At 59.7% G+C, this 20920-nt stretch carries 18 protein-coding genes and 4 pseudogenes; 10 read left to right on the top strand and 12 right to left on the bottom strand.

The features are described from left to right. Window positions 1–21 precede the first annotated feature (21 nt). The 3 genes from AC244_RS18290 to AC244_RS18280 all read left to right on the top strand — a co-directional run bounded on the left by AC244_RS18290 (window position 22) and on the right by AC244_RS18280 (window position 3375). The gene (locus AC244_RS18290) at window positions 22–276 is read left to right on the top strand and encodes a type II toxin-antitoxin system Phd/YefM family antitoxin (RefSeq protein WP_053250254.1); all 255 of its coding nucleotides are present in this window, start codon (window positions 22–24) and stop codon (window positions 274–276) included. Further along, window positions 276–683, top strand: coding sequence for a type II toxin-antitoxin system VapC family toxin (locus AC244_RS18285; protein ID WP_053250253.1), 408 nt, complete (start codon window positions 276–278; stop codon window positions 681–683). Before AC244_RS18290 ends, AC244_RS18285 begins: the two co-directional genes overlap by 1 nt. A 550-nt stretch (window positions 684–1233) precedes the next feature. Continuing rightward, window positions 1234–3375: a TonB-dependent receptor gene (locus AC244_RS18280; protein ID WP_053250252.1), complete on the top strand. Its 2142-nt coding sequence runs from the start codon at window positions 1234–1236 to the stop codon at window positions 3373–3375. Between the two features lie 201 nt (window positions 3376–3576). Here the strand turns inward: AC244_RS18280 and AC244_RS18275 are convergent, their stop codons facing one another. The 4 genes from AC244_RS18275 to AC244_RS35470 all read right to left on the bottom strand — a co-directional run bounded on the left by AC244_RS18275 (window position 3577) and on the right by AC244_RS35470 (window position 7322). After that, entirely contained in the window at window positions 3577–4695 is a 1119-nt protein-coding gene (locus AC244_RS18275) for an ABC transporter substrate-binding protein (RefSeq protein ID WP_053250358.1), read from the bottom strand. A gap of 575 nt (window positions 4696–5270) precedes the next feature. Further along, window positions 5271–6344 carry a GSU2403 family nucleotidyltransferase fold protein gene (locus AC244_RS18270; protein ID WP_053250251.1) on the bottom strand — a complete coding sequence of 358 codons (1074 nt, stop codon included), beginning with the start codon at window positions 6342–6344 and terminating at the stop codon, window positions 5271–5273. Window positions 6345–6710: 366 nt separating this feature from the next. Further along, window positions 6711–7010, bottom strand: coding sequence for a HigA family addiction module antitoxin (locus AC244_RS18265; protein WP_053250250.1), 300 nt, complete (start codon window positions 7008–7010; stop codon window positions 6711–6713). A 30-nt stretch (window positions 7011–7040) separates the two neighbouring features. Continuing rightward, window positions 7041–7322: a type II toxin-antitoxin system RelE/ParE family toxin gene (locus tag AC244_RS35470; RefSeq protein WP_082366907.1), complete on the bottom strand. Its 282-nt coding sequence runs from the start codon at window positions 7320–7322 to the stop codon at window positions 7041–7043. Window positions 7323–8247: 925 nt separating this feature from the next. On the opposite strand from AC244_RS35470, the pseudogene AC244_RS38160 reads away from it, so the two are divergent. Next, a pseudogene (locus AC244_RS38160) lies at window positions 8248–8358 on the top strand (nucleotidyltransferase); the annotation flags it as partial. A 334-nt stretch (window positions 8359–8692) separates the two neighbouring features. Here the strand turns inward: AC244_RS38160 and AC244_RS18245 are convergent. From AC244_RS18245 to AC244_RS18225, 5 genes are all read right to left on the bottom strand, one after another. Further along, window positions 8693–9517 (bottom strand): aldo/keto reductase, encoded by an 825-nt coding sequence (locus AC244_RS18245; RefSeq protein WP_053250247.1) that lies wholly within the window; start codon window positions 9515–9517, stop codon window positions 8693–8695. A gap of 144 nt (window positions 9518–9661) precedes the next feature. Continuing rightward, window positions 9662–10558, bottom strand: coding sequence for an NAD-dependent epimerase/dehydratase family protein (locus AC244_RS18240; protein ID WP_053250246.1), 897 nt, complete (start codon window positions 10556–10558; stop codon window positions 9662–9664). Between the two features lie 41 nt (window positions 10559–10599). Beyond that, window positions 10600–10824 (bottom strand): hypothetical protein, encoded by a 225-nt coding sequence (locus AC244_RS18235; protein ID WP_053250245.1) that lies wholly within the window; start codon window positions 10822–10824, stop codon window positions 10600–10602. Window positions 10825–10849: 25 nt separating this feature from the next. Then, window positions 10850–11875 (bottom strand): L-glyceraldehyde 3-phosphate reductase, encoded by a 1026-nt coding sequence (mgrA, locus tag AC244_RS18230; RefSeq protein WP_053250244.1) that lies wholly within the window; start codon window positions 11873–11875, stop codon window positions 10850–10852. A gap of 144 nt (window positions 11876–12019) precedes the next feature. Next, window positions 12020–12922: a LysR family transcriptional regulator gene (locus AC244_RS18225; protein ID WP_053250243.1), complete on the bottom strand. Its 903-nt coding sequence runs from the start codon at window positions 12920–12922 to the stop codon at window positions 12020–12022. 213 nt (window positions 12923–13135) lie between these two features. Here AC244_RS18225 and AC244_RS38155 point away from each other — a divergent pair. The 3 genes and pseudogenes from AC244_RS38155 to AC244_RS35450 all read left to right on the top strand — a co-directional run. After that, window positions 13136–13297: pseudogene (locus tag AC244_RS38155) on the top strand (LysR family transcriptional regulator); the annotation flags it as partial. Window positions 13298–13687: 390 nt separating this feature from the next. Next, on the top strand, window positions 13688–14350 hold the full coding sequence (locus AC244_RS18220) for an XRE family transcriptional regulator (protein ID WP_053250242.1): 663 nt from the start codon (window positions 13688–13690) through the stop codon (window positions 14348–14350). After that, window positions 14351–14968 (top strand): annotated as a pseudogene (locus AC244_RS35450) (RES family NAD+ phosphorylase). Window positions 14969–15028: 60 nt separating this feature from the next. Here the strand turns inward: AC244_RS35450 and AC244_RS37190 are convergent. The 3 genes and pseudogenes from AC244_RS37190 to AC244_RS18200 form a co-directional block, all read right to left on the bottom strand. Further along, window positions 15029–15172, bottom strand: coding sequence for a hypothetical protein (locus AC244_RS37190; protein ID WP_161807878.1), 144 nt, complete (start codon window positions 15170–15172; stop codon window positions 15029–15031). A gap of 140 nt (window positions 15173–15312) precedes the next feature. Beyond that, window positions 15313–16074 (bottom strand): annotated as a pseudogene (locus AC244_RS18205) (type IV secretory system conjugative DNA transfer family protein); the annotation flags it as partial. A gap of 303 nt (window positions 16075–16377) precedes the next feature. Further along, a complete protein-coding gene (locus tag AC244_RS18200) occupies window positions 16378–17511 on the bottom strand; it encodes an ROK family transcriptional regulator (RefSeq protein ID WP_063934115.1) in 1134 nt (377 codons plus the stop codon). A 210-nt stretch (window positions 17512–17721) separates the two neighbouring features. Between AC244_RS18200 and AC244_RS18195 the strand changes: the two genes are divergently transcribed. From AC244_RS18195 to AC244_RS18185, 3 genes are all read left to right on the top strand, one after another. Next, a complete protein-coding gene (locus AC244_RS18195; RefSeq protein WP_414735934.1) occupies window positions 17722–19032 on the top strand; it encodes an extracellular solute-binding protein in 1311 nt (436 codons plus the stop codon). 72 nt (window positions 19033–19104) lie between these two features. Continuing rightward, a complete protein-coding gene (locus tag AC244_RS18190; RefSeq protein WP_053250238.1) occupies window positions 19105–19995 on the top strand; it encodes a carbohydrate ABC transporter permease in 891 nt (296 codons plus the stop codon). Window positions 19996–19998: 3 nt separating this feature from the next. Next, window positions 19999–20916, top strand: a complete 918-nt coding sequence (locus AC244_RS18185; RefSeq protein WP_053250237.1) for an ABC transporter permease subunit — start codon at window positions 19999–20001, stop codon at window positions 20914–20916. Window positions 20917–20920 lie beyond the last annotated feature (4 nt).

Raw genomic sequence — 20920 nt, 5'->3', positions numbered from 1 at the left:
TAGCCAACTTGGAGCGAAACTATGGAATGGCAACTGCAGGACGCCAAGAACCAATTCTCGAAGGTGGTGCAGAAGGCGCGCCATGAAGGGCCGCAGATTGTCACGCTGCGCGGTGAGCGCACGGCCGTCGTGCTGTCCGTTCATGACTACGACGCTCTGCGCGCCGGCCGGCCAACGCTGGTCGATGATCTGCTTGGCGGTCCCGCTTGGGACGATCAGCTCGCTGATGCGGTGAATGTACGCGTCAAGACGCCAAGCCGCGATGTGGCCTTCTGATGTATCTGGTTGACACCAACATCGTCTCAGAGGCGCGACGCGGCACGCCGCAGGCGGTGTCCTGGCTGCGCTCTGTCGATCCGCTCAGCATCCACCTGAGTGCGCTCACCCTCGGCGACATCATGCGCGGCATTGCCCTGAAACAGAGGTCGGATCCGAAGACTGCCGCGCACCTCACCGAATGGCTGCGCAAGCTGCGCCACGACCATGGCGACCGCATTTTGCCGATAACCGACCAAATCGCAGTCGAATGGGGCCGCATCGCGGCAATCCGCCCCCGCGGCGATATCGACGGGTTGATCGCCGCGACCGCGATCGTCCACGATCTCATCCTTGTCACACGCAACGTCAAGGATTTCGAAGACACAGACGCCTCCGTCATCAACCCTTGGGAGACGTCGGCGTGAGCCGCTCGGCGTCGAACACCCGCTGTATGCCGGCATTCAATGTGTCCATTCGACGGAAGTACGGGTTCCTGTTTTAGACCTCTGAAGTTGCATAATGTATCGACTGGAATGGGCGCTGAGGCCGCAGTTATCGGGACTGTGGCTTGCCGCGCAACGCTGGCTGGCTGGTGGAAGCCGCAGTTCGGCGGCAGGTACAGCCGTTGAGAGTGTCTAAAACACGTGCTTTGCAAATTGGGCAATCAGGTCGACGACCTCATCAGGCCTTCCGATTGGGAAATGATCGAGATTGTTCCAGCACCACCACTACCGCCTTCAATTCAGGGAAGGTACCGACGCTCGGCGAGGAACGGGCAGGGGCTGCGCTAACCTTTCGAAACCTGAACGTTACGCGGTGTCGAGAAACAGCGACTTAGGGACGCTTCCGCACTGCCGCCTTTGAATATCTTGACAATGATAGTCATGTTATTTAGCACCCTTCGAGCCAACGACATTCAGCGCCCTGCGGGGCCAACCAAAGTGTTCTTGGTCAATATGTTACAGGGGGCTATGGATGAAACTGCGTGTTGGATCGCTGGCTGTTTTGCTGGCGACGGTAAGCCGTATTGCTCTGGCGCAAGATGCAACGGTGCTAGAGCGTATCGAGGTGACGGCGGGCTCGTCGACGGCGACAATCGGTAATGAGCCGGAAGATTATGCCGGGGGCCAGGTAGCGCGTGGCGGTCGCGTGGGCTTGCTCGGCGATCGCGACTTCATGGACACGCCGTTCAATATCACCAGCTACACCGCGCAGACGATCGAAAATCAGGGTGCGCGGACCGTGGCCGATGTTTTGGCCAACGATCCTTCGGTCAGAAGCACCCATGCCTCCGGCGGCATGCTGGATTCGTTCTATATCCGGGGTTTTCCGATCAATGAGGGTAACTTCGGCGAAGTTGCATTTGACGGTGTCTACGGTGTTGCTCCGACCTATCGCCTGTTCACCGACTATGCCGAGCGCGTCGAGGTGCTGAAGGGGCCGACCGCCCTGCTCTATGGCATCTCGCCCAACAGCAGCGTCGGCGGCGCCATCAACGTCGTGCCGAAACGCGCCGGGGATGTCGACCTGACGCGGGTTACGACCGACTACGCTTCGGATCTCTATGGCGGCGGCCACCTGGACTTCAGTCGCCGGTTCGGTGATGAGCGTCAGTTCGGCGTGCGCTTCAACGGCAGCTATCGCGGCGGCGACACCGGGATCGACAATCAATCGCGCGACGTGGCGGTCGGCGCGCTCGCGCTCGACTATGAAGGCGAAGGATTCAGGGCGACGCTCGACGTCATCGGCCAGCGGGAAGACTTCGACGCTCCACAACGTCCATTCTTTCCGGTTGCGGGCATAGAAATTCCCGACGCGCCGGACGGGCGTTCCAATGTCCAGGAGCCATGGGAATGGTCAAAGAGCGAGGATCTGTCGTGGCTGGGCCGGGTCGAATATGACCTGAGCGACAACGTGACGCTATTTGCTGCCGTCGGCGGCGGCAACTCGCGCGTCGAGCGCCTTTTCGGCACGCCGACCCTTCTCAACTCGGCCGGCAGCGTCGGCATCACGCCGCAGAACTTCGTGTTCGATGTCGACCGGCTGACGGCGGAGACGGGCGTGCGTGCCACCTTCGACACGGAAGCCGCAGAACATACCGTGACCTTCCAGGTCAGCGGCCTTGAGCAGAGCCTCGCCCGCGGTTCGAACTCGGGAACCGCCCAGCTTACCAATCTCTTTGATCCGCTTCCGCGCCCGAGGCAGAACGTCCCGCAACCCACCCATGTGCCGCGGGTCTCAGAGAACACGTTCTACGGCGTCGCGCTTTCCGACACGATGTCGATGCTCGACGAGCGCCTGCAGTTGACGCTCGGTGGACGCTGGCAGCGCATCGACACCGAAAACTACAGCCCGGCGACCGGTGCCGTCACCACCGCATCCGACGAGGACGCATTTACACCGCTGGTCGGTATCGTGGTGCGGCCCTGGGAGAATGTTGCGCTTTACGCGAATTACGTCGAGGGCTTGAGCGTCGGCGACAGCGCCCCGACGACGGCGATCAATGCAGGTGAAACGCTCGCGCCCTATCGGTCCAAGCAATACGAGATAGGCACGAAGGTCGACCTCGGCCGCGTGGCGGTGACCGTCAGCGCGTTCCAGATCGAAAAGCCCTTCGGTCAGCTTGAGGCCCGCAGCGGCGGCCTCGTCTTCGTAGAAGGCGGCGAACAGCGCAATCGCGGCGTCGAACTCAACATCTTCGGCGAAGTGAAGCCCGAGATCCGGGTGCTCGGCGGCGTGACCTTCATTGAGGGCCAACTGACGAAGACCAGCAGCGCTGCGACCCGCGGCAACACACCGATCGGCGTACCGTCGGTGCAGGTCAATCTGGGTGCGGAGTGGGACACGCCCTTCATGGAGGGCCTGACGCTAACAAGCAACGTCATCCACACCGACGAGCAATATGTGAACACCGCCAATACCCAGGAAATCCCCTCCTGGACGCGGCTTGACCTCGGCGCCCGGTATCTGACCCAGATCAATCAAAAGCCGGTCACGTTCCGGGCCGAGGTCGAGAATGTCTTTGACCTCGACTACTGGTCCGGCGTCGCGAGTTTCGGCACGATTTCGCAAGGTGCACCGCTGACGGTGAAGGTCTCGATGACGACCGATTTCTGATGGGTGCCGCACCTCGATCTGATGGGGGGCGCGCGGATAGCACCTCCACATGGTGCCCGCGGCACCCTCTGCCCGGCAGGGCAGAGGGTGTATCACGCGGTTCGCCCTCTATCAAATCTGCAAGGGCCCCGCCGAACCGCGTTAGGACATTTGCCTTGAGTGGACCGGGGCGGCGCCATCGTGAGCCGCCCCGCCAATTGATCAATCCGCGCTGCCCGCAAGGCTCACGGCATAACCCGGCTTATAGGGAATGGGCAGGAAGCGGCGGTGATATTCGGCGAAAGTCGCGTCCGGATCGAGATCGGCGAAGAGGTCTGGATGGAACCATTTCGCCAATTGCTGGACCGCGAAGAACTCGTAAGGGCTGTTGTAAAACTGGTGCCAAATGCCATGGAAGTTCCGCGTCTTCAGCGCGGCGATCCCGGTATAGGCATCGCGGGTGGTGAACCATTCGAGCTTCGTGCGCATCTCCTCAGGATCGGCGCCCGGACCGAGCGGGATCCAGTGGCCGCCGGGCACATAGGCCTGCCAGTTGGCGCTGGTCACGACCACATGCTCAGGATTGGAAACGACGACCTGCTCGGGATTAAGTTGTCCGAAGGTGCTCGGCTGGAAGTCGCTGCCGATATTGTGGCCGGCGGCAAGCTCGACGTATTTGCCGAAGTTTTCTGCGCCGAACGAAAGGCAACAATCTTCGGAATAGCCGCCGATGCGCTCGATGAAAACCTTGGGCTGCGTCGGTTTCTCGCGCGCGATGACGTCGGTGACCTGGGCCATGGCCTGGTGGCGGAACGTGATGATCTCTTCCGCACGCGCCTCGCGCCCCATGATCTTGCCGAGCAGACGGATGGTCGGCTCCGTGTTCTTCAGTGGGTAATGGCGGAAGTCGATGTAAAGGACCGGAATTTTCAACGCCGCCAGCTTCTCGATATATTGGGCGTCTTCGTTAGCCCGCCTAGCCCCGAGATTGAGCAAAACCACATCGGGCTTCTGCACGATGGTCGATTCGATGTCGATCAGCCCGTTCTCCTGGCCCGGAAAGGCCGGCAGCGTCGCGAGCCCCGGAAAGGCTTCGAGATATTGGCCATAGGTCGCGGGGTCGGCCTCGATCAGGTCGTTGCGCCACGCGACGATGCGTGCCAAGGGATCCTGCGGCTCCAGCGACGCGATGAGATAGAGCTGCCGTCCTTCGCCGAGAAGCATGCGCTTGACCGGCACGTTCACGGTCACCTCGCGGCCTGTGATGTCGGTGACGGTGGTTGGTGTTTGCGGAGCTCTTGCCGGCTCGCTGGCAAATGCCATCCATGAGTTTAGTGTCATCAAGGCAAGGGCCGCGATCACGGCGCACAGCACCGAAGGTTTTCTCCTCAAGACAGTTCTCCTTTATTCATTGTAGGGCGCGATTTGAGCCATAGACCCAGCGCCACGAGACTTGAAAGGCCGTAAAGGCCGGCAACGAGGGGGGAACGCAACGGCGAGACCGAAGCGCTGCGTCGCGCCGACGCCAATGATGATCCCGACGATCGATGCCCCTGTTGGCAGCTTTGCGCCAGCCCCAGCACCGATCGCTGACGATCACCGCGCGTGGCTGCCGAGACGAGCGCCAGGAGCGCCAGCGTCGTTCCTCCGAGAAGTACACCCCAGGAAAAATACAGTGCCGTGCAATATTCCATGCGGTCTGGCCTCACGCTCGGTTTTTGCGTTGCACATATCATGAGTATAATACTCAAGATTATTTGGTGCTATACGCATCAGCGATTGTGCCGTCAATAGCGCCTGCACGGATCAGTGGCTCACTCGATTCACAGAGCGGGGCTCACCTACGGAGTAAAGCTTACCCAATGTCGGCTATGCCGCGTGTATCGAAATATGACACGATCACCGCTGTCATGCCGCTACCCTTTGCCGAGAGCGTTGACTTCCACACCGAGGGCGCCTGCCAGCGCCTCCTTACCGTTATCAGGCATCAGCGCGATGCCTGCCGCAAGGCCTTCCTGCCACGAGGCCCCCCGATCCCATGCCTCCTGGTATGCGTCTGCCAAGAGGTCGCCCTGCCGGGTTTGGATCATGGCCTCGAAGAGCGTGGCCGCTTGCAGGAGGTCCTTGTTCCGCTTCGCCCGCCCGAGCGCGTCCGTGAGCCGCCTTGAAGCCACAATGAGCTTGTGGACGGCATACCGTTCGGGAGCAGGCACGTTCACGCTCACGCCTTCCCGATGGAGCAGCACCGTCCGCACCGGCTCGTAGATCAGGTAGTCGAGAAACCGGAGGTTTTCCGCCGAGGCACCGCCGAGAGCGGGCATGGGCGAAGGCTTGCCCGTGTATTCATCCGACCCCCGGTTGCCCGTCAGGAATTCGACCCGGTAATTGGTCCGGTTGACGAATGCGGTCACACGCGCCTTGTCGGCCTGATGGGGAACGGCCCGAAACGAGGGATCGACAGCCTCCAAGATACCCAAGATCGGAGGCAGGCTGTCATCGACCTCCTGAGAGATCGCGAAATCCATAGCCAGGTCGGCATCGCCAGTCTGCATTGCCGTCGTGGGCAACCGGACGCCAAGGACGCCCGAGTAGCAGCCATAGGCAACCGAGCCAACGAGGACGCCACGCAGACGGAAGAACCCAGCATCCGCGAGCGCCTTCGTGACATCGCCGGCGAACCGATCGGGAGCCGACATGCCTCCCGAGCGAAGAAGGGTGGACACCAATCGGCGCCGCTCCTTGATGTTGTCCTTGATCTCGCGATGTCGCCTGACACGCGCTGCGATCTCGGGATCAGTTGCGGGGCCAACATAGCTACGCTTGTCCTTGCCCTGGGGAGTAGGGATGTCGAAATAGAAATAGTCTTTGCCTTTCACCGGGACGGTGACAAAGCGGCCCTCGAGCGGAAAGTCAGACTGCCATTGCGCGTCCAACGTCTGCTGGGCGAGTTCCGCGAACATCGTCCGGAATACAAGATCGACATCTCTCATCGTCAAGGTCTCGGTTATAATGAGTTTGCGAAAACATTATAGCTTGTCGCAGTTATAATGTTTATGCACAAACATTATAACTATCCTGCCGTCTGTCAAGGCATCAGCCGAGAGGGCCACGGCAGGCAGGCGCAAAAAAAACCGGAAAACCGCGTCAAGTGGATGTCGCTCAGTTCAATTCGATGGCTGCTCGGCTCGCTTAGACGATATTCGACGAGCGCTGCATATTGCGGACAATGACGCGCTCGCCGATCCAGGAGGAATCGATAGGGCAGCCCCAGCGTGCACGGGGGGCGTTCTCATTTCGTCCGCAAAGAATTACATAATGTATCGACTGGAATGTGCCGTACTGGGGGCAGGGTCCGGCTATGCCGCTCTATCGATTTCCGGGATCAACTCCAGTTCACCATGAAGCGCTATTTCCTCTGTCTTGAGGTTGAAGCTGGTCTGCATGTTCATCCAAAATTCCGGCGTTGTGCGGAAATACTTGGCGAGACGCAGAGCGGTGTCCGTCGATATCGGTGTTTGCTCCGCCGCTATTCGTTCGATGCGGGTGCGAGGGATATTGAGCTTTTTCGCCAGTGAACCGGCGCTCATGTTCAGAGGAAGTAGGTACTCCTCGCGGAGGATTTCGCCCGGATGGACCGGTGGAAGGATATGGGTCATCTCAAGCTCCCTGTGTGCTACGATTGGCCTTCAATGGTAGTCAACTATTTCGACGTCTTCGATACCGGCATCTGTCCATACGAAGCATATGCGCCACTGATCATTGATCCGGATCGAATGTTGGCCTTCTCTATCGCCCTTAAGGGCTTCAAGTCGATTTCCCGGAGGGGAACGCAGGTCGTCGAGAGCGGCTGCGCTGTTCAGGATCGTCAATTTACGGACGGCCGACCTCATGATGTCTGAAGGAAAGCCTTTGGGGGCTTTGCCGCGTGCAACAGCTTCGGTTTTAGCGTCCTTAAATGACCTGATCACGTCTGGCTCTTAATGCTTGTATCATATGGTGATACTGGTGAAAGTCAACCAACATGTATCACCGCACGATACAGATTCGCAATCGCGCTCCTGTTTTACGCCATCCGAAGGTGGCCGATCTTCGGCTCGATTCCTTTCACATCAGGAATTTTGTCAATGGTTCATTCAGGCGGCATCGATTTTTCCCTCGTAATCGGATCCACGGTCTGAGCCCAGAGCTTTACCGGTCCATTCTCGGGCCTGTACAACCTCACATCCGGTCGCCACGTTCAGTGGCCGCACCATTATCCCGCTTTCTACGGGCACAGGCTCAGGAGAACGGGACCAATCTCAAGGTCGGCGGTTAAAGCCAAAAGGAATCCCGGTCCGTTCACCTGGATCCGTCAGGGCTGATCCGCCCTGAGGATTAGACCTTGCGTTGCGTAGACGATGCTTCAGGCATTTTTCATGGTCGCACCTTCGATTACGACGCCGGAGCTCACGTAGGCGTTGTCAGGCCGGCCTCAATGCGTTCTTCGAAGATTGCATAATGTATCGACCGAAATCCGCCTTTGGTTCCCTACGGTGCCTCAGCGGCGTGACCACCAGCTATGCCGCCATCTAAATTTCTGGGATCAACTCAAGTTCGTCGTGAAGGGCGATTTCCTCTGTCTTGAGGTCGAAGCTGGTCTGCATGTTCATCCAGAATTCGATTTTGTCCGTGAATGTAGGTCGAGCCGTGCGACCAACTGCAGGTTTTTGGATTCGATTTCTTCAAGAGCGCCGTGATCACGGCGACGCGGCTTGGCACCACGTCCCCTGCCTTTATCCATTCGAAATCGGACCTGGCATGGTGGAACTCGACCGGCCCGGGTTGCGCGCGGCGGTTGAGTGATTATGATCGGGGCGAAGCCGCCTGTGAAGCGAAAGTTGCCTTTTGACGATGATGAACTCCAGCCTTGAACACCTGCCTGATGCCAAGAGGCGGGAACTCGCCCGTGCGGTCGAAATCCTGCGCGAGGAGTTCGAGGATGCGTTGAAAGAGGGCACGGCGGATGGCCCAGGCACCGAACCCGACGCCCGTGATCTCCATGTCGGTGCGCCCGAGGCGGCGTGTGGGTAACGCCGTTGCGGCGGATGTTGCGGCTTTCTGGATAGTCATGTGTCTCTCCTGCTTCTGCATTTGTCGGCTTTCGCGTGGCAACATTTCGCGATGCTTCGCGACGATGCCTTCATGGCCGTGTTCGCAGGTGACGTAGAACTCCGCGTCGTCCGCTCGACCGCAAATGACAGCATTGAATTTGATCAGTCTGTTCTGTGCGTCTCGGGCCAGCATTCGGCCTTGGCCGGACCAGCTGCGAGCGGCACTCGTGGTACGCACTCTTTGGGCGTCACAGGTCCCAAACCGGGCACCAGTCGCCGTTCACCAGCCGCATGCCCTTTTCCAGAGCTTCGATCCGTTTGATCTCGGTTGGCGTGAGCGTGATCTTGCGTGTGTCGAAATTCGAAACGATGCGATCCTTCTTGCCGGAAGAGGGTATGACGATGTGCCCCTTGGCCATCAGGAAGGCGAGGGCGATTTGCTCGCCCGTGGCGTCGTGCGTTTTGCCGATCTCTTCGAGAACCGGGTCGCCGACGACAGCACCGCGCGCCAACGGCGAATAGGCGGTGATGGCAATGCCGAGACTTTCGCAATGATCGATGATCGGTTGGTTCTGCATGTAGACATGGCACTCCACTTGATTGGTGGTGATCGTGCGGTCCCCGAGCAGGCGGATGCTTTCATCTATCAGCGATTTCGTGAAGTTCGAAACGCCGATCCGCTTGGCGAGGCCAGCGTCGAAGACTTCCGCAAGCTGGCCGACGTAGTCGGCAAGTGCATATTTGTTGTGGGGTGATGGCCAGTGCAGAAGGAGCAGATCGACCTGATCCGTCTGAAGCTTTTCCAAACTCTCCATGACCGACGGCATGACGGCGCCCGGTCCGTAATTTTCGGGCTTCACTTTTGTCGTGATGAAGATTTCGTTGCGTGGCACACCGGCGTCCTTGATCCCGCGGGCGACGTGCTGCTCGTTATTGTAGCCCTGGGCGGTATCGATGTGCCGACAACCCGCTTCCAGCGCCCAGATGACACCCTGATAAGCTTCTTCCGCAGATCGGTTCCACGTACCGTAGCCGATCTGCGGAATGCCGGAGACCGTTGCTTCTATTGTCATATTGTCTTCCTTCTTCCATTGCTCGGAATCCGTCCACGAAGCTTAGGGCGCGATCGGGTCGGACACTTTGGTGGTTTTGATGATTTCCTCGGAGGTAATGACTGGCACTGCCCTCACCGTGATGCTCCGACGTGCCGAAAGAGATCACACGCCAGGCACATATTTGCGCCAATTGTGTTCTTCCTTGAATCCAAGAACCTCACGAATCTTGCGGTTCGAGAGAGGTGCCTCGAACTCGCCGAGTTCTCGAACGACGGGTGTGTTCGGAGCCCAACGGCTCAGAAAGTCGCGGGTTGGCGTGGTCGCCGTGATCGTGTCATTGACTGCGTTGAAGACCTGGAAGCCAAGGCCGTCGACTTGCAGGCAAAGGTCGACGATTTGCCCCAGATCTCGGGCGTCGATGTAACTCCAAGCGTTCCGTTTGCGCGATGCTGGGTCGGCGAGGAAACCCGGAAAACGGGCGTACTCATGCGGTTCGATGACGTTGGCGATCCGCAGGGCGTAAATGTCGGCGCCGCTGCGCATCGCGAACGCTCGGGCCGTCTTCTCATTGACAACCTTGGACAAGCCGTAGCTGTCCATCGGATCGATGTCATAGTCCTCTTCAAGTGGGAACGAATGGAAATCCTTATCTCCCTCGGCAAAGCACACGCCATAGGTCGTTTCGCTGGAAGCGATAATGACCTTTCGGATGCCAAGTTTCACCGCTGCCTCTATGACGTTGTAGGTCGAGATCGTATTGACCTCGAAGGTTCGATTGTCCGGTTGAAGCAGGAGGCTCGGAATCGCCGCGAAATGCACCACGGCATCAACCGGATCCGGTCCACCTCCAGCCTGGAGACCCTCACCGCAAAAATGCATCGACAAGGCATTGAACGTCTGGCCGCTGTCGGTGAGATCTGTGATCAGCGTTTGGACGCCCGGACAGCTCAGCGAGACGAGATCGAGGTTGCGAACCTTGTATCCCCTGTCCGCCAGATAGGAGACTGCGTGGCGGCCTGCTTTGCCGCTCCCGCCGGTAAACACGATACGCTTGTTCATTTGACCTCCGATTCTTTCCGTCTTCGGAAATTCCCCCGCTGCTATTGCGCCGGCGATCCGCCTGCCCGGCAGGGGGCGGCTTCCTGTGCGTGTCGCGCTGGCCGGTGTGAAGCGAGGAAGCTCAGTGCGCGGACGATTGCGACGATGAGCGCCGGCGGATCGGCCGCGAATTCCTGATAATACGCGTCCTGATCGCGGCGCCAGCGTTCGTGGTCCTGCCGGCTGCGGGACTCGATCAACCTGGCAAATGCGAGCCCGTCGAGCATGTCTGTGTCCTTTCGGCCGTTTGGCTCACGCTTCCTTGCTGACGCTGCGCCAAAGATCGATGCCACCTTCTGTGGCGTGGTGGTCGATTTCCTGCAGATCCTCCGGGGAGAACTCCAGATTGTTAAGAGAATCGAGAGAGTCGTCGAGCTGGGCGATGGTGCGCGCGCCGATCAGCGCCGAGGTGATCCGAGGATCACGCAAAGTCCAGGCGATCGCCATCTGGGCCAGTGACTGACCCCGACGTTTCGCAATGGCGTCGAGAGCCCGGACGCGAGACAGGTTATCCTCGGTCAAGAGGCGCGTATCAAAGGAACCGGCTTTGGCCGCTCGCGCGTCATCCGGGATGCCGTTCAGATATTTCGAGGTCAGCAGTCCCTGGGCCAACGGCGAAAAGGCTATGCAACCCACGCCGAGCGCGCCCAGTGTGTCTAGAAGTCCGTCCTCGATCCAGCGGTTCAGCATGGAATAAGAGGGTTGGTGGATCAGCAGCGGCACGCCCTCGGCGCGAAGAATGCGCTCCGCCTCGCGCGTCCTTTCAGGACCATAGGACGAGATGCCGACATAGAGCGCCTTGCCCTGCCGGACCATCTGCACGAGCGCACCCACAGTCTCTTCGAGCGGCACATCCGTGGTCGGCCGGTGCGAGTAGAAGATATCGACATAGTCCAGACGCATCCGCCGCAGGCTCTGGTCCAGTGAGGCGAGAAGATGCTTCCGGGAGCCGCCTGATCCATAAGGGCCAGGCCACATGTCCCAGCCGGCTTTGGAGGAGATCACCATCTCGTCACGGTGATGTCCGAAGTCTTTCTTCAGGATCGAGCCGAAGTTCTCCTCAGCCGATCCGTATGGCGGGCCATAATTGTTGGCGAGATCGAAGTGGGTGATGCCACGGTCGAATGCACGCCGGATGATGGCGCGGCCGGCTTCGAAGCAGTCCGTGCCGCCGAAGTTCTGCCATAACCCAAGCGAAATCGGCGAAAGCTTGAGGCCTGAACGCCCGCACTGGCGATAATTGACGTCATCGTTTCTGTTCGGAGCTGCAGCATACATTTTTATCACCTCGACGTAGAATCGCAGGGCTCTTCGGAGCTGCGCGATTGTCGAGACCGGACCTATTGCGCCACGAACGTTGAATCAATGCCGCCAGCATCAATGGATCGTTGAGTTTTGCTCAAGGATGGTGTGTGATGCAGCCTATGCCAGCTGCTCGCTTTCCCGAATTGTCTGGATGAGCGCGCTGATGCCGAAGGGGCGCTGGCGCCGGCTGGAGTAATAGATCGAAAGGGGAGGGCCGACCGATGACCATTCCGGCAGCGCGATTTCGAGGCGTCCTGCCTGAAGGTGAGGACGAACCAGCCTTTCCAGGCAATAGGCGAGGCCAGCGCCGTTGATCGCCGCACCGACGGCGAGGTCGGTTGCGCCGGAAATGATCGACCCTGGTACCTCGATTTGGCGACGATCCTCGCCACGCTCAAATTCCCAGTGATAGATCTGGCCACGTCCGGTTCGGATGCGGATGCATCTGTGCCTGTTCAGATCCTCCGGCACCACGGGTCGGCCATGGCGAGCGAAATAGTCCGGTGATCCGACGGCGATCCATTGCAAGGGCGAAGTCAACGGCATCGCGATCATGTCCTCCGGGATAGTACCGCTGTAGCGAAGCCCGGCATCAAAGCCTTCCCCCGTAACGTCGACGAAATGGTCGTCGACGGCGATTTCCAGTTCAATGTTCGGATATCTTTGTGCGAAAATTGGCAGTACCGGGCTCAAAAGCAGAGGCACCGCATCGCGCAGAACATTGACGCGGACACTTCCGACAACTCCCTCGGATTGCGCCTGCAGCTCCTCCAGGCCTGAATTGATGAGGCCAAGGCCCGCGGCTACTTTCTCGGCGAGCGCCTCCCCCGCAGCGGTCGGGGCGACACTGCGGCTTGTGCGGTTGAGAAGGCGGACGCCCAGTCGTTCCTCAAGGGACTTCATGCGATGGCTGAGTGCCGACACCGTCACGTCCAGATGATCGGCCGCCTTTCGAAAGCTGCGATACTGGACGATCACTAGGAAAATCGAGAGGTCCGATAACTGGTTTCTGTTCAGCATTCGTCTGACTTGCTCCGAAGACATGTCAATGTTGCAGCTTGAACGCTTTTATCGCGGTCGGCGGGCGTGTAACCATCATCGCGGAGCAGCCCGTGTTCTTTGTATAGAAGTTCCTGAGCGAATCTAAAGCGGCCTTCCTGCGCTGCGAGACTGCCGGTGCAGGATCACCGTTCTAGAGCGCCGTTGCGACGTCCTTCGGAACGGGTCACCGACACCTGTGATGACACTTTCTCCCTGGTCTCTCCAGTCTCCGCCGGTCTCGGCATCGGCTTTGCGCCGGAATGGACGTTGGATCTGCCCAACCGCAATTTCGAGCTTCGCAAGGTGAGGGGTGCTCGCCGAAAGGCAAAGCTTGCTCGCCTGGACCCTTCGTAGCTTTCTCCATCCCGGCAGATTTTGTTCCTCGACCTGTTCCTAAACGGCTTCAGCATCCATCCGGTGCAGGCAAAAGCGCCTGCGGCTTTATAGCGATCGAAGCGCTTGAAGCAGGCCATGATGCGAGGGCGGGCGTCGCCATTGTCCACTGGACTGGTTGCGACTCGCAACTCGGCTTCCTGATAGCTCAGCACTATACGCTTCCTGATCTCCGAATTGCTGTCGATGATGGCGCTGAGGGTGAACCAAGATTCGGGATAGATGTTGTCAGTTATGCTGGATCCAACTTGCCGTTGATTTCCGGATCGGCATCGCACGGTGTTTGCAAACTTAACGAACTTGACGAACTATCGCTCCGCGCCTAAATAGTGGGGCAGGAGGGCTGAAGCCATGTCCGTCACGAAAGCAGTAGACAGCGGTTCTTCCAACGTCGCACTCTCGATGAAGCTGCCCCGGAAGGCCGATTTCGAGAAGGCCCTTATCAGGCAGTATGCCAAGGCGGTTCAACTGAGCCGGAAGGCTGGCCATCAGGTCAGCTTCCGCGTGGTCGTGGACCCGCTGGCCGGAGCGCAGACGATTTCAGTCGTCGAGGAAGAGCCCGCGCTTCGAGAGGATGCGTTTCCGGTCGAAGCGGTGGCCGATCCCGATGACGAGCTGCAGGCCGCGCTGGCGACGGCGCGGGAGCGCGGTCGACGTCGCGTGGCGGAAATCCTCGCCGAGGACGACATGCTGAGCGCGGAAGCATTCGCCGATCTGCTCGGCGTGTCGCGTGTCACCGTCAACACCAAGCGTCAGAATGGACAGGTTCTGGGGCTCGACGGCGCCAAACGCGGCTTCCGCTTTCCGGCATGGCAACTCGACCGGGACGGACGGCCCTATGCTGTGCTCCCGAAGCTGCATGAGGTCCTGGGCAGCGCATGGGCGGTTTACCGTTTCCTGGCTACGCCGCATGGCGCTCTGGATGAGCAGACGGGGCTCGATGCGCTGAAACGCGGCCAGGACGACGACGTAGTCGCAGCGGCCGAAAGCGTTGCCCGGGGTGATTTTCGCTAAATGCCTGCAATCAAGCTGCCGGCGGTTTTTGAGAATTTCCCGCTCGATATCGAGATCGTTCCCGCCGGGCGCCAATTTGGACGCATCTATGGAAGCGCCTTCCCAGATCCGTTGGGCTATGGAAAGACGCCGAGCCGATTCAGCGATCCTCGCCGGCGTGACGCTGCCAAACGGTTTGGCGTCCTTTATCTTGGCGATACGCTCAAGGTCTGTTTCCTGGAAGCAGTCCTGCGCGACCGGCGCGACGGCCTCATCGGGGACCTTCCCATCGAGGAGTAAGAACTTTACGCCCGGCGCTACGCGGAGATCGAGACAAACGCGGATCTCCACCTTGTCGATCTGCGCGACGATCATGCGATCAGGATGGGCGTACCGACGGATGTCGCTAAATCTTCTCGCCAGAGCCTAGCGCGGGCGTGGTCGCTTGCGATTCATGAACACGGATCCAAGCCGGACGGCATCATCTACCCATCTCGCCTGAATGGACATACGAACCTCGCGATCTTTGACCGAGCGGTCTCGAAGCTTGCCGCCGTGCGCCTCGTACAGCTGATCGGAGCGCGTGGACTTGCCACCGTCATCAATGACCTTCGCGTAAGTCTCGTTGACGTCGCCTGAGGGGGTGCATACCGCCTGCTGTTTCCTCTCAGGATCGTCAGCACCGCGGAGGGTAGACTATCAAAGCGCGGCTTGGGCTATGAACTTGGTGACCTCGTATTCGGCCATGCCTTCGATGCCGCCTTCATGGCCGTAGCCGCTGTCGTTGATCTCGCAGACCTGCGTTTCCGGCAAGCCGAAGCTCGCCATGTTTGCGCCGGCCATACCGGCCTTCAGGTCGCGGCACACCCTATCAGCCGTCGCGAGACTGCAGGTGAAGGCCTATCCCGCCAAACCGAAGGGCAGGCGGTTCGCCCAGGCGATCACCGTATCATAGAGGGTAAAGCGGTTGAGGGTCTCATCACTCACGTCGGATCGAACGCTCCTTTGAACTCCGGATCGGCATAATATCGAAGCCTTTTGACCCAGGCCGGCCGCTGCCCCTGTCTCAGCAGGATCATCCCGTCTTCCGGTAGCCGCATGATTTCATCGGCATTGATGAGATCACGAGCCGAGATGTGCTCGGACGACGAGTTCTTGCCCTCGCTCCAGGACCTGGTGATGTAGTGCGCATCCGTCTTTCCGATCGAGCGCGCAATCAGCTCGGCGGTTTCGATATCATTGACGCCAAAGACCTGAAGGACGGCGGCATTTGACAGGAAGGTGCCGGCGCGCTGTCCATAGGTGGCGCGCAGCCGATGGGTATCCTGGAGGATCGGCCAGAGCTGGACGCCATAGCCGGCCATGAGGCCCATGGCGCGTTCGACCGGCGCCAGGTGCCCGAGAGCGGCGAACTCGTCGAGCAGGTAGAGCACGGGCCGAGCGGGGGAGGTGGGCTCGCGCGCCATGTCGGTGAGGCTTTGGGTGATCAGCAGCCGCAGCCACCTGGAATAGGTAGAGAGCCGATCAGGCGGCAGGACCAGAAACACGGTCGCGTTGATGCGCTTGAGATCGGCGAAGCGGAAATCCGATCGGCCGAGTACGGCGGTCATGCGCGGACTGTCGAGGAAATGGGTGGGACGTTGCGCGGCCGACAGAACGCCGGCCGCTTCCCGATCGGACTTGCCGAGGTGGCGGTTGGCGGCGCGCGCAATCAGCCCGCCCGCCTCGTCCATGTCCTGCATTCGCGCGTCGTATTACTGGGGACACCGCCGTCTCGATTTCGATGTCAGCAGAACCGCGGCCCTTGGCCTTTCCTATGCCGGACAGTTCGCTGGAAATGGAATTGCTGTCTCGCTGTTGGCGGAAGGCCTGACAAGCTGTCATGAAAATCGACGGGAGGTTTGGCCACGCCTCATTTGAAGGCTCGTGGATAAGGGTAGATCTGGTTCGAATCTGTTCAAGGCGTTTGGACCTCGTTGGAGCATGCAGCCACCGTGGTTTGTTTGCTCCGCTTGTAGATCGGCAGTCCAAGCACCTTTTAACGATGGCTAATAAAATGAGCGACGGAAGGGCATTATCGCAGCGCCCATGGCCGGGGCATCACTGGGAATCTCAGAGACGATCATCTTCGGGCCGGCCCGCCGGACGCCGTAGCGGGGGCGGTCGAAAATCTGCGTCCGCTCGATCATCATCCGGGCAAGATCGGGAGGGATTTGGCCGCCGAAGACAATCGCCTGCGGATCGATCGTGGCGCGAATGGCGTTGACGAGGCGGTTGTAGGCGGGGGTTATCTCCTCCACCCATTCTGAGACCCCGGGCCAATCCCGCTCGAAATTGCGGCGCATGTAGTGGATCGATGGAACATTGACGCCGTTTCGGTTCAACCGGTCGATGAGATATTGCAAGGCCGGCCGACGTTCGGTTTCCACATCATCGAACATGCCCGAAAACTCGCCTGCATTGCCATTGCCGCCCTGCAAGAGTTCACCGTCGCTGATCACGCCGCCGCCAAAACCGTAATTGAAGCTCAGATAGGCGAAATGCCTGACGAAGCGTCCTGCTCCAAACATGGATTCAGCAATGGCTCCTGACTTGCCGCCGTTGATGACCCAGACCGGCCGGTCAAAAACGCCTGCGACAAGCGGGCCAAGTTCGATCAGGGACCATTCGTGCAAAGGAAGAGGCGCATTGTGGCGCGTGCCATCGACATGGTAGCCGGCGATCGCGAGGCCGATACCGAAGAGGTTTTCGTCAGCGAGGTCATTCTGCCTCTTCAGGTCGGCCACCTGCTGCTTCACGAGCTGCAGCGCCTGGTTCATCGTCAATTCACGAAGTGGCACCTCTCGCTCGCCCAGCGTCCGGCCGGCCAAATCCATAATACAGATGCCTATCACATCGGTATTGACCGAGATCCCGCAGGCATAGGCGTGGTCACCGTTCAGTCTGAGCATCGGGCTCGGTTGCCCACGTCCCAGGCCGGGCTTTGCAGATCCCAAAAGAATGATGCCCCGCTCCGCCAGTTGATCAAGGATGCGGTGGACGGATTGCTGCGTAAGGTCGGTATGGCCGGTGATCTCCGACCGGGAAATGCCGGGATTACGCCAGATGAGCTGCAGGATTTTCCGCTCGTTGGATGAGACCACAACCGCCTCGTTGGCGCGGAGGAAGCGTGCGGCAATCAATGGTTCCGGAGCGTAGGTGTCTGGCACGCCTGAATACCTTACTGGAAAAGTGTATTAATCTTATCTGCCTGATGCGAGTGTTCCGTGTTTATCGGCGAATTACGGTCTTTTCAAGCGACGTTGAGCGTCATGGAATTGTTACACGTAAAGTGTAATAAGCGCCGTCGAAGGTCGAGCGAGGTTCGGCCGACCCGAAAACAGGCGAGGGCGATGATGAACAAGTTTACTCTGGCGGCTGTAGCCGCGCTCATGGCAGGCGCCGGTGAGGCGGAGGCCACCAATATCGAATTCTGGTATGGCAATACTGGCCCGGTCGAAACCGCCATCAAGGCGCAGTGCGATGCCTTCAATGCTGCCCAGAGCGGGCACAAGGTGAACTGCGTCGGCCAGGGCAGCTATGAAGTTTCCATGCAGAAGGCGATTGCCGCCTATCGCGCCAAGAACCACCCGGTTCTCATCCAGTTTTTCGACGCCGGCACGCTCGACCTAATGCTGTCGGACGCTGTCGAGCCGGTTCAGGACCTGATGCCTGATGTCAAGTGGGACCAGTATATCGCCGGCGCCCGCGCCTATTATGAAACCTCGGGCGGCAAGCTGTTCGCCCAGCCCTACAATTCCTCGACGCTCCTGTTCTACACGAACAAGACGGAACTCGAGAAAGCCGGCATCACGCAGACGCCGACCACTTGGGAAGAGGTGATCGAAGCCGCTCGCAAGTTGAAGGCCGCCGGTCATGCCTGCCCGTTCGTCACCGATGGCGATACCTGGCGCGTGCTCGAGCAGTTCTCGGCCCGCCACGGCCTGCCAATCGCCACCAAGCATAACGGTTATGACGGCCTCGACGCCGAATACGTGATCAACACCACCTTTGCCGCCCGGCATCTTGCCAATCTGGTCGAGTGGCGCAAGGAAGGCCTCGTCCGCCTCGCTGCCGACACTAAGGCCGGCAACTATACCGCCGCCTTCAACGCCGGCGAATGCGCGATGATGGAGGGATCCTCCGGCTCCTACACCGCGGCCACCAAATCCTTCGACGGCAAGTACGAACTGACCGTTGACATGGCGCCGATGTACAAAGGCTATGAGCGTCACAACACCTTTGTCGGCGGTGCTTCCATCTACGTCATGAAGGGGCACGACGCGCCCGAGCTCGAAGCCGTCAAGGCTTTCCTCGGGTTCCTGCGCCGCCCCGAACAGCAGATGTTCTTCACCGCAGCCACGGGTTACGTGCCGGTCACGGCTGATGTGCTGGATGCCATTGCCGGGAGCGATGAGGCGAATTCGCCGAAATACGCGACCGCCAAGGTCGGTGTCGAATCCATGAACCAGCCGGCGACCGCCGATACCCGTGGCATCCGCCTCGGCTTCTACGTTCAGTTCCGCGAAGTCTTCATGGAAGAAACCCAGAAAGCCTTTGCCGACCAGCAGACCATGCAGGTGGCGCTCGACAACACCAAGACGCGTGGCGACCAGCTGCTGCGCCGCTTCGAGCAGACCTACAAGGGCAAGACGTTACCCTGATCATCACCGTTACATCCGCAGCATGGGGCGGTTCGCCGCCCCATGCCCTTGTTTTGCTTTGGGACTGTATCCATGTCGTCGGAATCCTCCCTGTTCGGTCATTGCTGGCTACCGCTTCTGCTCGTGGCGCCGCTGATGCTGCTGATCGTCCTGTTTTTTTACGTGCCGGTCTTCCAGGCCTTCTACTGGTCGTTTTTCCTGGAGCAACCGTTCGGCGGCGGCTCGGAATTCGTCGGTCTCCAGAATTTTGCGCGTGTCCTGTCGGATCCTGAATTCTGGATGGCCGGCTGGCGCACGATCGTCTTCATGCTGACGGCGTCGACGCTTGCGGTCGCGGTGCCGCTGATGCTCGCCATCGCCGCCGACCGCAAGATCGGCCTCTCCTATGCGGCTCGAAACATCCTCGTCTGGCCGAAGGGCATTGCCGGCGCCGCGATCGGTGTCGTCTTCGCCTTCATCTTCAATCCCTTCGTTGGCCTGATGGCCCCGCTCAATGCGCTGTTTCCCGGCCTGTGGAACCCCGGCATGGACGGAACCGACGCTTTCGTCACCCTGGTTGCCGCGCATGTCTGGAGCGGTATTCCATTCAATTTCGTCATCCTTCTCGCCGGCCTGCGCTCGATCCCGCCGACCATGTATCAGGCGGCGGCGATGGACGGAGCCAGCCCGTGGCGGCGCATTGCCGATGTGCAACTGCCACTGATCATGCCGCAGCTCTTTCTGACCTTCGTGCTGGAATTTACCGAAAGCATCACATCGGTCTTCGCGCTGATCGACACCATGACCGGCGGCGGCCCGGGCGGCTCGACGACCCTGCTCGTCTACAAGATCTATATCGACGGTTTCCGCGGCTTCGATCTTTCCGGCGCCTCTACCCAGACGGCCATTCTGATGGTCTTCGTCCTTCTCCTCGCGGCCTGCCAGTTCGTCTTCCTCGGCCGGCGCATCAACTACGAGCGCTGAGCCATGGTCGAGAACGCACGCTCCATCAACATCGTCGCCAGCATCCTGCTGGCCATCGGCATCCTCTATATCGTCGGGCCGCTTTATCTGACGCTCTCCACCGCCTCGCAGTCCTACGAATACATCCTGACCAACGGATTGGCCTGGGTGCCGGGCACCGAGCTGTTCACCAATATGGCTAAGGTCATCCACGACACGCGCATCCCGGTCCAGATGTTGAACAGCATGATCGTGGCCTTCTCGAATGCGCTGGCCACCTGTGCTCTGTCCTTCCTGTCGGCCTATGCGATCGTCTATTTCCGCATCCGCTGGGCCGGCGTGGTCTTCGCGCTGATCCTGGCGACGATCATGCTGCCGCTCGATATCCGCGTCATCACCACCTATCAGGTTGCGTCCAATATCTTCTCACCGCTCAACGCGGTGCTGGATGTCACCGGCCTCAATGCCCTGACCGCCAACATGTTCGGTGCGCCGGTTCATCTCGAACTCAGCGTGCTCAACACGCATTTCGGCCTGGTTGCGCCGCTGGTGGCGCATGGCACTGGCACGTTTCTGTTCCGGCAGTTCTTCCTGACCCTGCCCAAGGATCTGTTCAAGGCGGCACGCATGGATGGAGCAGGCCCGATCCGTTTCCTGATCGACATCCTCTTGCCGCTCGCCCGCCCGAGCGTCGCCTCGCTGTTCGTGCTCACCTTCCTGAGCGGCTGGACTCAGTATCTCTGGCCACTGGTCGGTGCCTCGACGCCCGACATGCAGACCGCCGTGGTGGGGCTCGCCCGTCTCGTGCCGGATTCCGATGGTCAGGTGCCCGATTTCCCGATGATCATGGCCGGTGCCGTGCTCGTCTCCCTCGTTCCCCTCACGATGATCGCCCTTCTGCAGCGCTTTCTCGTCCAGGGTCTGGTTCTTTCGGAGAAATGACTAG

The sequence above is a fragment of the Ensifer adhaerens genome, from assembly GCF_001270265.1.
In the GTDB taxonomy this organism is placed as follows: domain Bacteria; phylum Pseudomonadota; class Alphaproteobacteria; order Rhizobiales; family Rhizobiaceae; genus Ensifer; species Ensifer adhaerens_B.
Note: the sequence above shows the minus strand (reverse complement) of the source record. Positions and strands in the feature narration are given on the sequence as shown.

Coding starts and splice junctions, on each gene's coding strand:
- AC244_RS18290 (WP_053250254.1), top strand. CDS start 22: ATGGAATGGCAACTGCAGGACGCCAAGAACCAATTCTCGAAGGTGGTG.
- AC244_RS18285 (WP_053250253.1), top strand. CDS start 276: ATGTATCTGGTTGACACCAACATCGTCTCAGAGGCGCGACGCGGCACG.
- AC244_RS18280 (WP_053250252.1), top strand. CDS start 1,234: ATGAAACTGCGTGTTGGATCGCTGGCTGTTTTGCTGGCGACGGTAAGC.
- AC244_RS18275 (WP_053250358.1), bottom strand. CDS start 4,695: ATGACACTAAACTCATGGATGGCATTTGCCAGCGAGCCGGCAAGAGCT.
- AC244_RS18270 (WP_053250251.1), bottom strand. CDS start 6,344: ATGAGAGATGTCGATCTTGTATTCCGGACGATGTTCGCGGAACTCGCC.
- AC244_RS18265 (WP_053250250.1), bottom strand. CDS start 7,010: ATGACCCATATCCTTCCACCGGTCCATCCGGGCGAAATCCTCCGCGAG.
- AC244_RS18245 (WP_053250247.1), bottom strand. CDS start 9,517: ATGACAATAGAAGCAACGGTCTCCGGCATTCCGCAGATCGGCTACGGT.
- AC244_RS18240 (WP_053250246.1), bottom strand. CDS start 10,558: ATGAACAAGCGTATCGTGTTTACCGGCGGGAGCGGCAAAGCAGGCCGC.
- AC244_RS18235 (WP_053250245.1), bottom strand. CDS start 10,824: ATGCTCGACGGGCTCGCATTTGCCAGGTTGATCGAGTCCCGCAGCCGG.
- mgrA (WP_053250244.1), bottom strand. CDS start 11,875: ATGTATGCTGCAGCTCCGAACAGAAACGATGACGTCAATTATCGCCAG.
- AC244_RS18225 (WP_053250243.1), bottom strand. CDS start 12,922: ATGCTGAACAGAAACCAGTTATCGGACCTCTCGATTTTCCTAGTGATC.
- AC244_RS18220 (WP_053250242.1), top strand. CDS start 13,688: ATGTCCGTCACGAAAGCAGTAGACAGCGGTTCTTCCAACGTCGCACTC.
- AC244_RS37190 (WP_161807878.1), bottom strand. CDS start 15,172: ATGGCCGGCGCAAACATGGCGAGCTTCGGCTTGCCGGAAACGCAGGTC.
- AC244_RS18195 (WP_414735934.1), top strand. CDS start 17,722: ATGATGAACAAGTTTACTCTGGCGGCTGTAGCCGCGCTCATGGCAGGC.
- AC244_RS18190 (WP_053250238.1), top strand. CDS start 19,105: ATGTCGTCGGAATCCTCCCTGTTCGGTCATTGCTGGCTACCGCTTCTG.
- AC244_RS18185 (WP_053250237.1), top strand. CDS start 19,999: ATGGTCGAGAACGCACGCTCCATCAACATCGTCGCCAGCATCCTGCTG.